The sequence below is a fragment of the Dactylosporangium sp. CA-139114 genome, assembly GCF_050955725.1.
GTDB lineage: Bacteria > Actinomycetota > Actinomycetes > Mycobacteriales > Micromonosporaceae > Dactylosporangium.
The window spans coordinates 8,417,228-8,429,880 of sequence record NZ_CP192080.1 but is presented as its reverse complement, the minus strand read 5'-3'; the positions used below and the strand labels follow the sequence as shown (position 1 = coordinate 8,429,880).

The 12,653-nt window shown below is 71.6% G+C and carries 9 protein-coding genes; 5 read left to right on the top strand and 4 right to left on the bottom strand.

Annotated elements, in window-relative coordinates; genetic code table 11:
• The first annotated feature begins 38 nt into the window (after positions 1-38).
• The 3 genes from ACQP2P_RS37705 to ACQP2P_RS37695 all read left to right on the top strand — a co-directional run bounded on the left by ACQP2P_RS37705 (position 39) and on the right by ACQP2P_RS37695 (position 2,737).
• Positions 39-1,346, top strand: coding sequence for a DNA polymerase IV (locus ACQP2P_RS37705; protein WP_433609220.1), 1,308 nt, complete (start codon positions 39-41; stop codon positions 1,344-1,346).
• 163 nt (positions 1,347-1,509) lie between these two features.
• A complete protein-coding gene (locus ACQP2P_RS37700) occupies positions 1,510-1,893 on the top strand; it encodes a DUF3040 domain-containing protein (RefSeq protein WP_433609218.1) in 384 nt (127 codons plus the stop codon).
• Between the two features lie 361 nt (positions 1,894-2,254).
• Positions 2,255-2,737 carry a hypothetical protein gene (locus ACQP2P_RS37695; RefSeq protein ID WP_433609216.1) on the top strand — a complete coding sequence of 161 codons (483 nt, stop codon included), beginning with the start codon at positions 2,255-2,257 and terminating at the stop codon, positions 2,735-2,737.
• A 21-nt stretch (positions 2,738-2,758) separates the two neighbouring features.
• Here the strand turns inward: ACQP2P_RS37695 and ACQP2P_RS37690 are convergent, their stop codons facing one another.
• The 4 genes from ACQP2P_RS37690 to ACQP2P_RS37675 all read right to left on the bottom strand — a co-directional run bounded on the left by ACQP2P_RS37690 (position 2,759) and on the right by ACQP2P_RS37675 (position 7,971).
• Positions 2,759-3,091 carry a DUF6188 family protein gene (locus ACQP2P_RS37690; RefSeq protein WP_433609214.1) on the bottom strand — a complete coding sequence of 111 codons (333 nt, stop codon included), beginning with the start codon at positions 3,089-3,091 and terminating at the stop codon, positions 2,759-2,761.
• An 85-nt stretch (positions 3,092-3,176) separates the two neighbouring features.
• Positions 3,177-5,666, bottom strand: a complete 2,490-nt coding sequence (locus ACQP2P_RS37685) for a transglutaminaseTgpA domain-containing protein (RefSeq protein ID WP_433609212.1) — start codon at positions 5,664-5,666, stop codon at positions 3,177-3,179.
• On the bottom strand, positions 5,663-6,961 hold the full coding sequence (locus ACQP2P_RS37680) for a DUF58 domain-containing protein (protein ID WP_433609210.1): 1,299 nt from the start codon (positions 6,959-6,961) through the stop codon (positions 5,663-5,665). Before ACQP2P_RS37680 ends, ACQP2P_RS37685 begins: the two co-directional genes overlap by 4 nt.
• A gap of 2 nt (positions 6,962-6,963) precedes the next feature.
• Positions 6,964-7,971 (bottom strand): AAA family ATPase, encoded by a 1,008-nt coding sequence (locus tag ACQP2P_RS37675; RefSeq protein WP_433609208.1) that lies wholly within the window; start codon positions 7,969-7,971, stop codon positions 6,964-6,966.
• Between the two features lie 318 nt (positions 7,972-8,289).
• Between ACQP2P_RS37675 and ACQP2P_RS37670 the strand changes: the two genes are divergently transcribed.
• Entirely contained in the window at positions 8,290-9,576 is a 1,287-nt protein-coding gene (locus tag ACQP2P_RS37670) for a protein kinase domain-containing protein (RefSeq protein ID WP_433609206.1), read from the top strand.
• A 206-nt stretch (positions 9,577-9,782) separates the two neighbouring features.
• Entirely contained in the window at positions 9,783-12,638 is a 2,856-nt protein-coding gene (gene leuS / locus ACQP2P_RS37665) for a leucine--tRNA ligase (RefSeq protein WP_433609204.1), read from the top strand.
• Positions 12,639-12,653 lie beyond the last annotated feature (15 nt).

Genomic DNA, 12,653 nt, shown 5'->3' with positions numbered 1-12,653 from the left:
CGTCAATATTGTCAGGGGGTGCCGCTAAGGTTCGCGATGTGGGGCGAAGTCAGGTGGTACCACGCGGAGGCGCCGGCGAGTTCGGACCGCACGCCGACGACACGGGCTGCACCGTGCTGCACGTCGACATGGACGCGTTCTACGCGTCGGTGGAGATCCGGCGGCGGCCCGAGCTGCGCGGCAAGCCCGTCGTCGTCGGCGGGGCGGGGCCGCGCGGGGTCGTGTCCGCGGCGAGCTACGAGGCGCGCAAATACGGCGTGCACAGCGCGATGCCGGGCGCCCGGGCCCAGCGCCTGTGCCCGCACGCGGTGTTCCTGCCGCCCGACTTCGCGGCCTACACCGAGGCCTCCCGCGCCGTGATGGCGATCTTCCGCGACGTCACGCCGCTGGTCGAGCCGCTCTCCCTCGACGAGGCGTTCCTCGACGTCGCCGGGGCGCTCAAGCTGCTCGGCCGCCCGGCCGAGATCGCCGCGCTGATCCGTCGCCGGGTCGCGCAGGAGCAGCGGCTCACGTGCTCCGTCGGGGTGGCCGGCACCAAGTTCCTCGCCAAGCTCGGCTCGACCCGCGCCAAGCCCGACGGGATGGTGGTGGTCCCGCGCTCGCGCGAGCTCGAATACCTGCACCCGCTGCCCGTCGAGGCGCTGTGGGGCGTCGGCGAGCGGACGGCCGAGCACCTCCAGCGGCTCGGGCTCAAGACCATCGGCGACCTGTCGTCCGCCCCGGTCGGTCTCCTGCGCTCCGCCGTCGGGGAGGCCGCGGCCCGCCATCTGCACGAGCTGTCCTGGGCGCGTGACCCCCGACGGGTGATTCCCGAACATGTGGAAAAGTCCATCGGCGCGGAGACGACCTTCGACGTCGACGTCAGCGACCTGTCGACCATCCGACGCGCGATGCTCGCCCTGTCCGGCAAGGTCGCCGAGCGCCTCCGCCACGCCGGGCAGGCCGGCCGGACCATCTCGGTGAAGATCAGGCTCGCCGATTTCCAGACCCTGAGCCGATCACGCACAGTAGATGTCCCCACCGACGTCGCCCGCGAGATCTTCGAGCTCGGCTGGGCGTTGTTCCAGGCCGCACGCCCGGGCGAGCGAATCCGGCTCATCGGCGTGCGCGTCGAGGGCCTCGTCCACGCCGACGGTGCGCCCCGGCAGATGACGCTGGGTGAGCGCGACCACGGCTGGCGAGACGCCGAACGAGCCGCCGACGCGGTCGCCGCGCGCTTCGGCCAGGGCCTCGTCAAGCCCGCCAGCCTGCTCCGCGGTGACGGCATGCGCACCGACGGAAACGGAGCCGCACCGCGCGGGGAGGGGGCAACCGGGTCCCCGAGAGGACACAATGGAAGGGCATAGGAGCCACCTCATCGGGAAGTTGGTCGGAAAATCGGCACGGCCGGACCATCGTCCCGCTTTCCGACGGGTTGGCCCCCTCGTAAACTTGCCAGTACGCAGCCGTCCGGCTGTGCCGGACCGCCGGCCCGTCCAGGGCCGGCCTTCGCGACCGGGGAGGAGTGCCGTGCCGCTCTCGGAGCACGAGCAGCGGCTGTTCGAGCAGATCGAGCGGTCGCTAGCCGAGGATCCCAAGTTCGCTTCGGCGGTGCGCGCCACCGACCCGCGGTTCCATGCCAAGCGCCGGATGATCGCCGCAGGGATCCTGCTGCTGGCCGGCATGGCGCTGCTTGTCTACGGTGTCGCCATTTCCATCCCACTCCTCGGCGTCGGCGGCTTCCTGGTGATGCTGTGCGCCTTGGCGTTCGGCGTCCAGGCCTACCGCCGGGGCCAGTCCACGGACCTGCACGTGGTCGGCGGAACGGCCACGCGCCGCACCCGTCAGCGCCGCGGCGGCCTGGTGGACCGCCTCGAGGAGCGCTGGCGCCGCCGCCCCGAGGGCGACCTCTGACGGCCGCCTGAGCGGGCACGGGCCTGAGGGCGACCGCCAGCGGTCGCCCACCACGGCGGTGGATGGCCTGTCCAGCTGCAGCCTGCCCTGACACCGCCGCGCACCCGCCCCGATGTCGAGGGCAATTTGCCGCGCCTCGGTGCGGCTTTTTTCGTTGCGCCATGATCACAGTGGCGGCCGCGTCCCAGCCGACCGTCCGTGACGTCGCGGGGCCGGCTCCGTCCTCCGCCGCACGGCCAACGCCCAAGACCGGACGCCGTGACATCGCGCGGCCGGCGCCCAAGACCGGATCCCGCGACATCACGCGGCCGGGGCCGGCGCCCGAGACCGGATGCCGCGACATCACGCGGCCAGATCCAAGGTGACCGTGGTCCCGGCGGACCGGATCGGCAACCCGCTGGATCGGTGTGCGCGGCTGCTGCGCGAGCGCTGGTACGGCAGTGCCATTGTGCGGCTGCGGCCGGTGGGATTCTCGCGTCGGGCAAGCGTGATGCTGAACTTGGTCCACGGCGGGTCGGCGGAGATCGGACGGTGGCTGGGCCGGGGCGGTTTCCGCAGCCGCGTGGATGCGCCGCAACTTCCCGGCATGCCGTCGGGCCAATCCCCAATCCCGCCGCCGCTGCGATTCCTGACGGAATGCATCCTTGCCGGGCCACCAATTCCGTGCCTTCGTTCTATCGCGCATAGCAGTCAATTCACGAGCGCTGAACAACTGCATCTGCCCCATACCGGCAATTACTCGGCATGCGCCGGAAACCATGATCCCGACCACGCCGAAACGCACAGGACGAACACATTGAAACCGGGCCACCGAATGATGACCCGCTTCGGGATCTTGGCGTAGGTTGGTTCAGTTGGGCTGCTGTCAGTCGGTGTGGCCGCCGGGGCCGAGGGTGATGTGGTCGACGCCGTCGCCGGTCAGGTGCCACGACTCAAACCGCGGATCGGCTCCGATGAACAGTTCGCGGCTGTCGAAGGTGAGCGCGAGCGCGCCGCGCTTGCGGATTGCGACGGTGGTGATGGACGCGCGGCAGGAACGGCGTTTCGATGACCGGTTCGGCATCGACGCGGTAGCCCTCGTTCGGTCGCGTGCGATGAGGGTGAGCCGGACCTCGTAGCCGAAGGCGGTGCGCCACACCTGGCAGCCGGTCAGCGCGGTGGGTACCTTCACCGACGGCAGGCAACGGCCGAGCGACATCCACAGTCGCCGGACTCATGCGAGCAGAAGGGCCGCCCCCCGCGGACGGGGGAGCGGCCCAGCATGCCCGAAGCAACAGGAACGACTACTCCGCCCGCCTAGCCACGATCCGCCGCACGCTCAACCTGCGCATCGAGGCATCCCACCCGCGCCCGACGGCAAGCGCCGCCCCGCCGGTCCGGGCCGAGAACCGGTTGCGCCACCGCCGCAGCACAGACGGCGGCAGGAACCGGGCGACGAGCCGGACCTTGCGCGTGGCGTTCGAGGCGAAGGCCGACTCCACCGACGTGATCGCCGAGCGCAGCTCGCGCCCCGTGAGCGGCTGCCGCGCGTAGCGCGCGTGCTCCTCCGCCGTCGAGATGAGTCGCGCCCCCGACTCGGCCGCGTCGCGCAGGCGTTCGTTCCTGACCAGGCGGTCGACCGTCGCGCGGGGTGTCTCGGCCTCGTCGATCGGCACGCGGTAGTCGACCATCGTGTCGATGAGCTCGTCCCACGCGCGGTGGGCGCTCTCCCGGGCCGCGCCGAGCGCGCGTTCGTCCGGGATGACCGTCATGGCCGGGCCGTCGCCGGTGGGGATCGGCGTCGCGGCCGGCGTCGACGCGGCGAAGGTGAGCCGGCGCTGGCGGGTGCGGGAGCGGGCCAGGGCCGGCGTCGCCAGCAGCAGGGCCAGCAGGACCACCGCGAGGAGCATGATGCCCGCCAGGCTGGTCACGAAGTTCGCCACGCGCGCCAGGGTGTTCACGTCGCCGGCCTTGGTGTCGGTGTTGGTGTCGCCCTGGCTGCCGTGGGTGTCGGCCTGGGCCGCGGGCGCGGAGGCGTCGGGCTGCGGGCCGCCGCGGTCGTTGCCGGGCCGGTCGACGTCGTCGTTGCCCGTCACGGCGCCGGGGGCCGGCAGGTACGAGGCGGTGACGCTGCCGTTGATCCACGTCGACGGCGTCGCGTCGAAGGGCAGCCAGCCGTAGCCCGGGAAGTACACCTCGGTCCAGGCGTGCAGGTTGAAGTTGGTGAGCGTCATCGTCCGGTCGGTGGTCTTGCCGCCGCGGGCGAAGCCGAACGCGACCCGGGACGGGATCTTCGCCTCGCGCAGCATCCAGCCGAAGGCGGCCGCGTACTGGGCGCAGTACCCGCGCTTGTTCTGCAGGAAGTCCGCGATCTTGGTGCCGCTCGTGTCCGGGCCGGTCGTGATGTCGTACTGGAACCCGTTCTGGGTCGAGAAGAAGTCGAAGAGCGCCTTGACCTTGTCGTACTCGTTCGTCTTGCCCTTGATGGTCTCGTCGACCTTGCTCTTGACGAAGGGGTTGCTCGGGGCCGTCATCAGGTCCTTGAGCAGCGGGTCGTTCGCGTTGATCGGCCCGGCCTGGCGCAGCTGGTCCGGGGTGATGTCCGGGCGCTGGTAGGTGACCGAGTAGGTCTTCTTGGCGGTCGTGTCCTTGCCGGAGTACACGACGGCCGTCTTCGGGTCGAAGGCCCACTGGTTGCTGAGCCGGTCGATCTTGGTGGGCCACGTGTAGATCGGCATGTAGGAGATCGCGAGCTCGTTGGTGACCTCGATCTTCGCCGTGTGCGTCTCCGTCTTGACCGACGGGCCCCACTCCGGCTTGCCGAAGCCGTTGCTCACCGGCGCGCCGCCGCTGATCGGGCGCAGCGCGAAGCCCTTCGAGTTCAGGTCCTCGAGCACGCTGAAGCGCAGGTAGAACGGGTGGTCGTCGTCGACGTTGGTCACCTTGACCATGTCGACGGACTGGCTGCGGTTGAGCTGGCCGGACAGCAGCGCGAACATGCTGACCTGCTTGCCGTTGCGGCCGTTGCCGATGCCGTTGCCGCCGGAGCCCGCGCCGGTGCCGAGGCTGTCGAGCACCCCGCCGGGCATCGCGAACGGCACCAGCGGGATGAGCACGGCGGCGGCGACGCTGATCGCGCCGAGGCGCTGGCCGGCCGCGGCGAGCGGCGAGGGCTCCCACAGGTCCACGTCGCGCCCGTCGCCGGTGAAGCGGCGGCCGAAGCGGCGCACCCGGTCGACGTTGTCGGTGACGAGCAGCCAGAGGAAGCCCACGGCGCCGAGCGCGAAGGGGAACCACGCGGTCGTCTCGGTGTCGACCGTGACCGGCACCGAGTAGATCGCGAGCATCGGCAGGCCGGCCAGCGCGGGCCGGCGCAGGACCACCGCGAAGAGGTCGACGATCAGGGCGACCGCGGCGACGCCGAGCGTGGCGAGGAACAGGAAGCTCTCGCGGTCGCCGACGGGGATGGCGTATTCGCTCATCTCCTCCGACGCCGTGCGCAGCAGCTGCCCGAAGTGGACGATGGTGCCCGGCGACGGGATGATCCCGAGGAACTCCTCGTGGCTGCGGTACAGCCAGGTCAGCGACAGCAGCGCCGCGAGCGCCATCGCCGCCGTCGGCGCCCAGGCCGGGGCCCGCAGGCTGCGCACCAGCAGCCCGACCCCGCACATGACCGCGACCACCAGGAACGAGCGGATCGCCCACGTGTAGTGGTCGAAGACGTTGATCAGCGGCAGTGACGCCAGGAACGCGGCGCCGGCCGCGATCAGCGTCAGATGCTTGCGCTGGTTCACCTGACTCCTCCAGCCACGCTTTCAGCGGACGCGGCCCGCCAGGCGAAGCCTTGCGACCCCCGCCCGGTCTGCGGCCACAGCGCGGACAGCTTCGCCCCGTGCGGCACCTCCACGACCCGCCACCCGCTGCGCAGCAGCGCGAGCGACGCCACGCCGTGGGCGCGGTCGGCCTCCTCGCGCGCCGCCGTCGGCAGGTTCAGCCAGGTCGACGAGTCGATGAACAGCGCGACGCAGGTCGCGTTGTTGGAGCGGAACGAGGCCAGCAGCTCCGCCTCGGCCGAGGACAGCAGCCCGAAGATGCCGATGATCAGGCCGCCGTCGCTGCGTCGCCGCACGCGCTCGATCAGGGTCGCGATGTCGCCGCGCTGGGCCAGCCGCACGTCGGCGAGCTGGTCGAGCAGCGGGCCGTCGCCGTCGATCTCGGTCGCGTCGACGTCCACGCCGGCGTCGGTGACGAGCCGCATCTTGTACCCGGCGTGCCGCAGGTGCACCGCGATGCTCGCGGCCGCCGAGACCGCCCACTCGAAGCTCGCCGTCGGGCCCTCGCCGCGGTGGGCGGTGGAGCGCGTGTCGAGCACGACCGTGGCGCGGCTCTCCCACGGCTGCTCCTCGCGGCGCACCATGAGCTCGCCGGTGCGGGCGGTGGAGCGCCAGTGCACCCGGCGCAGGTCGTCGCCGTAGCGGTACTCCCGCGTCGCCGCGTCGTCCTCGCCGTGCACGGCGACGGACCGGGCGCGGCTCTCGCCGGACCCGGCGAACTCGCCGGCCAGGCGCACCGACGGCAGCGGCACCACCTGGGGGATGACGGTGAGGCGGTCCACGGATGGGAAGGCCCGGGTCAGCTCGCACAGGCCGAACGGGTCGGTCAGGCGCACCACCAGCGGCCCGACCTCGTAGCGGCCGCGCACGTCGGCCCGCACGGTGTAGGCCACGGAGCTGGCCTGGTGCGCGCCGAGCCGCTCCAGCACCAGCCGCGGCCGGGAGCCCAGCGCGTAGGGCAGCCGGTCCTCCAGCAGCATCGTGCCGGTGGGCAGCCGGGAGAGGTTCTGCAGGCGCAGGATGACCCGCGCGCTCGCGCCGACCTGGACGCGGTGCGGGTCGAGCGTGCGGCTGCACGACAGGCGGTAGCGGGTCCGCCCGACGTACGCCGCGGACAGCAGCGGCAGCGCGGCCAGGAGCAGCGCCACGCGCAACAGGTCGCGTTCGCCGAGGATGAGCGCGGCGATGAGGGCCGCTGCGGCGGCGGCCAGGAAACTACGACCCCGGGTGGTGAGCCCCCGCAGCGCCTCTCGCATGCTCAGCGGCCCCCGTACTGCTGAGGCCGGTCGGACGGCAGGGGCAGCCGGTGCACGAGTTCGGCGATGATCGCGTCGGTGGTCCGCCGCGACAGCTGGGCCTCGGCCGTCGGGATCACGCGGTGGGCGAGCACCGGCACGGCCAGCGCCTGCAGGTCGTCGGGGAGCACGAACTCGCGGCCCTCGATGGCGGCGACGGCCCGGGCGGTGCGCAGCAGCTGCAGCGTGGCGCGCGGGGAGGCGCCGAGGCGCAGCTCGCCGGACTCGCGGGTGGCGGTGACGATGTTGACCGCGTACTGCTTGACGGCGTCGGCGACGTGCACGTCGCGGACCGTGGCGATCATCCGGCGCATCATGCTCGCGTCGGAGACGGGCGCGAGGTCGTCCAGCGCGTCGTGACGGCCGTGCACGTCGAGCATGGCCAGCTCGGCACCCATGTCGGGGTAGCCCATCGCGATGCGGGCGGTGAACCGGTCGCGCTGGGCCTCGGGCAGCGGGTAGGTGCCCTCCATCTCGATGGGGTTCTGCGTCGCGACGACCATGAAGGGCACCTGCAGCGGGTAGGTGGCGCCGTCGACGGTGACCTGCCGCTCCTCCATGCTCTCCAGCAGCGCGGACTGCGTCTTCGGCGAGGCGCGGTTGATCTCGTCGCCGACGACGATGTTCGCGAACACCGCGCCCGGCTTGAACTCGAAGTCGCGCGTCTCCTGGTTGTAGACGCTCACGCCGGTGACGTCGCTGGGCAGCAGGTCGGGGGTGAACTGGATGCGCCGGACCGAGCAGTCGATCGAGCGCGCGAGCGCCTTGGCCAGTTTGGTCTTGCCGACCCCGGGAACGTCTTCGATGAGGAGATGGCCCTCAGCGAGCAGCACCGCCAGGGCGAGCCGCACGGTCGCGGTCTTGCCCTCGATGACCTGCTCGATGTTGGCGACGATCGCATCAGTCGCGGCACGGAACTCCGGCGGTGGTAGCGGGGCGCCGAGTTCCTCGAACGTGCGGTGCCTGGTCAACTGGCCTCCTCATGGTCGTGCCGTGGCCACCGTTAGGTGTAAGACCCATAGGTGGACCGCTCGGTTGCAGGGAAACGTTGTCATCAGATTGCAACCGAGCCGTTGTTATCCCCTCAGGCTAGCCGGGGAATTGACATGTCGCCGGACGGAGATACGTCTATAACGGACATCCCGCCCGGCCGGTCGGCGGTACTTTTTTGGACGCCCGGACGTACCCCTGCAAAACCCGGGCAAACGGGCGGCTGGAGTGCCGGGATGGGTCTTGTGGGGGCAGACTGACGGCGTGGACGGCGGGCAGCTCTCAACGGGTGGTACCTCATGTCCGTCGCGTGGCGCGCCCGCGACGAGGCCCTTAACCGCGAGGTCGCGGTCAAGGTGCTCAATGCCCGGCTGGTCCCGGACGCGGCATGGCGCCGGCGCATCCGGCTGGAGGCGCGGGCGGTCGCACGGCTGACACATCCGAACATCACCAATGTGTACGACTACGGCGAGACTTCGGATCAGGTGCCGTTCGTCGTCATGGAGCTGCTGCGCGGCCCGACCCTCGCCCAGCTCCTCCTCGACGGGCCGCTGCCGCCCGCCGCCGCGCTGCGCATCTGCGCCGAGGTCGCGGCCGGGCTGGCCGCCGCGCACGCCGAGGACCTGGTGCACCGCGACGTCAAGCCGGCCAACGTCGTACTCACGCCCGACGCGGCCAAGGTCCTCGACTTCGGCATCGTCGGGTTCGCCGGCGGCCCGGAGCTGGACGAGGGCTCCGAGCGGGTCCTCGGCACCCCGGCCTATCTGGCCCCCGAGCGGCTCACGGGCGGGGAGATCACGCCGGCCAGCGACGTCTACGCGTTCGGGCTGCTGCTCTTCCTCTGCCTGACCGGCCGCCTGCCCTGGGACTCCGAGACGACGACCCAGATGGTGCTGGCCCACATGACCGTCGCGCCGGCGCCGCTGCCGCGGCTGCCCGGCCTGCCCGCGGACGTGCGCGAGCTGTGCATGCGGTGCCTGGCCAAGGAGCCGCGGGAGCGCCCGGACGCCGTGGCCGTCGCGACCCGGCTGGCCCTGGCCGCCGGGATCGTGCCGCGCGGTTCGGCGCTGCCGCGGGAGCCGGTCACCCGTGCCGCCCCCTTCGACGGCCCCACCGAGCTGGTCGAGCCCCCGGGTGCGCGCCGGCGCGCGCTGCTCGGCGTGGGTGCCCTGGCCGCGATCGCCGCGCTGCTGACCGGCGTGGCGCTGCGCGGCACGGACGGCGACGCGCCCGCCACCGCCGCAGACCCGGCCCGCCCGGCCCCGGTCGTCCCTGCTTCACCCACGCCCTCGCGGGAGTCGCCGGCGCCCTCGACCGGCGCGAGTCCGGCCGGTCCGCCCGCGACCCCGCGGCAGGAGCGGCCGGTGCCGGGCATCGACGTGCCGACCGGCGGGGGCGTGGTGGTCGCGATGTGCGCGGGGAAGAAGGTCACCGTGCTGCGGGTGCAGCCCGCGGCCGGGGTCGAGCTCGTGCAGGCCGACCTCGGCCTGCACACGAAGGCCCGGGTCGAGTTCCGCAAGCAGGGGCAGCGGCTGCGTTACGACGTGGCCTGCGAGGGTGGCGCACCGAAGGTGAGATCAAAATGACGGAGCGTGACGGTCCGTTGACCGGGGCCGGATTTGGGTTGGCGGCTGCGGTACACTGCGGATATGACCCGGGTATTCCGGCTTCTTAGCGAGCCGTGCTGACGCGAACACACCTCGCGACGGCACGGCGACCCCTCCTGTGTGAGGGGTTTTTTCATGCCCGGACAATGCTAGGGAATTCCGAGACCTGAGGTGGCGACGAAGTCATGAGCGAGGCAGTGACCGACGGGGCCGTCGACATCCCGCCGTACCGGTACACCGCGGCGATGGCGGCGGACATCGAGGCGTGCTGGCAGGACTACTGGTCCGAGCACGGCACCTTCCACGCGCCGAACCCGACCGGCCCGCTCAGCGACCCGAACCACCCGCGGGCCGCAGCGCCGAAGCTGTACGTGATGGACATGTTCCCCTATCCCTCGGGCGCCGGCCTGCACGTCGGGCACCCGCTGGGGTACATCGGCACCGACTGCTACACGCGGTACTTCCGCATGGCCGGCTACAACGTGCTGCACCCGATGGGCTTCGACTCGTTCGGCCTGCCCGCGGAGCAGTACGCGGTGCAGACGGGCACCCATCCGCGCACCACGACCGAGGCGAACATCGAGCGGTACCGCAGCCAGCTGCGCCGCCTGGGTCTGGCCTACGACGACCGGCGCAGCGTCGCCACCACGGACACCGAGTTCTACCACTGGACCCAGTGGATCTTCCTGCAGATCTTCAACTCGTGGTTCGACCCCGAGCAGGCCAAGGCCCGCCCGATCGAGGAGCTGATCGAGGAGTTCGCGGCCGGCACCCGGCCCGTGCCCGACTCGGGCGAGGGCGCCCGCGACTGGGCCTCGCTGAGCGCGACCGAGCGCCGCCGGATCGTGGACGATCACCGGCTGGCGTACATCACCGAGGCCCCCGTCAACTGGTGCCCGGGCCTGGGCACGGTGCTGGCCAACGAGGAGGTCACCCCGGACGGGCGCAGCGAGCGCGGCAACTTCCCGGTCTTCAAGCGCAACCTGCGCCAGTGGATGATGCGGATCACCGCCTACGGCGACCGGCTGCTGGACGACCTGGACCGGCTGGAGTGGCCCGAGAAGGTCAAGTCCATGCAGCGCAACTGGATCGGCCGTTCGCGCGGCGCCCACGTGGACTTCGCCACCGCCGCGGGCACCCCGATCCGGGTCTTCACCACGCGCCCCGACACCCTGTTCGGCGCGACGTACATGGTGCTGGCCCCCGAGCACGCCATGGTCGACGAGCTGGTGCCCGCGGCCTGGCCCGAGGGCGTGGACGAGCGGTGGACCGGCGGGGCCGCGACCCCGGCCGAGGCCGTCGCCGCCTACCGCGCGTTCGCCGCGTCGAAGTCCGACGTCGAGCGCCAGGCCGACGCCAAGGAGAAGACCGGCGTCTTCATCGGGGCCTACGCGACGAACCCGGTCGACGGCCGGGACGTGCCGGTGTTCATCGCCGACTACGTGCTGGCCGGCTACGGCACCGGCGCCATCATGGCGGTGCCCGGGCAGGACGAGCGCGACTGGGAGTTCGCCGAGGTCTTCGGGCTGCCGATCATCCGCACGGTCCAGCCGTCCGCCGACTTCCCGGCCGACGGCAAGGCCTACACCGGCGACGGCCCCGCGATCAACTCGTCGTTCCTGAACGGCATGGGCGTCGCGGAGGCCAAGGCCTCGATCATCGACTGGCTGGAGGAGAACGGCCACGGCGTCGGCGCCATCACCTACCGGCTGCGCGACTGGCTGTTCAGCCGGCAGCGGTACTGGGGCGAGCCGTTCCCGATCGTGTGGGACGAGGACGGGATGCCCGTCGCGCTGCCCGAATCGATGCTGCCCGTCGTGCTGCCCGAGGTCGAGGACTTCTCGCCGCGCACGTTCGACGTCGACGACGCCGACAGCATGCCGGAGACGCCGCTGTCGCGGGCCAAGGAGTGGGTCGAGGTGACCCTGGACCTGGGCGACGGGCCGAAGACGTACACCCGCGAGACCAACGTCATGCCGCAGTGGGCGGGCTCGAGCTGGTACGAGCTGCGCTACCTGGACCCGGACAACGCCACGAAGATGGTCGACCCGGCCAACGAGCGGTACTGGATGGGCCCCCAGCAGCCCGGCGACGTGGGCGGCGCCGACCTGTACGTGGGCGGCGTCGAGCATGCGGTGCTGCACCTGCTGTACGCCCGCTTCTGGCACAAGGTGCTGTTCGACCGCGGCTTCGTGAGCTCGCAGGAGCCGTTCCGCAAGCTGTTCAACCAGGGTTACATCCAGGCGTACGCGTTCAGGGACGCCCGCGGCGTGTACGTCGAGGCCGAACAGGTCCGCGAGGGCGCCGGTGGCAAGTACTACTACGGTGACCAGGAGGTCACCCGGGAGTACGGCAAGATGGGCAAGTCGCTGAAGAACGTCGTCACGCCCGACGAGATGTGCGAGCGCTACGGCGCGGACACCTTCCGGGTGTACGAGATGTCGATGGGCCCGCTGGACGTCTCCCGCCCCTGGGATACCCGCGCGGTCGTCGGCGCCCAGCGCTTCCTGCAGCGGGTCTGGCGGCTGGTCGTGGACGAGCAGAGCGACGCCACCCGCGTAAGCGACGATGCGCTGGACGACGAGACGCGGCGGCTGCTGCACCGGGTCATCGACGGCGTGCGGGCCGACATCGAGGAGATGCGCTTCAACACGGCCATCGCCAAGATGATCGAGCTGACCAACCGGGTCACCCAGATCTCGGCCGCGGGCACCCCGCGCGAGGTCGCCGACCCGCTGGTCCGCCTGATCGCGCCGTTCGCCCCGCACCTGGCCGAGGAGCTGTGGCAGCGGCTGGGCAACGAGACCTCGGTCGCCTACGCGGACTTCCCGGCCGCCGACCCGGCCTACCTGGTGGCCGAGTCGGTGACGATTCCGGTGCAGGTCAACGGCAAGGTGCGCGGCAAGGTCGACATCGCCGCGGACGCCGACGAGGACACGGTCCGCGCGGCCGCCCTGGACGCGGTGGCCGAGCAGCTGGCCGGCAAGACCCCGAAGAAGGTCATCGTGGTCAAGGGCCGCATGGTCTCGGTCGTGGTCTGAGACGCGGATGGGGCC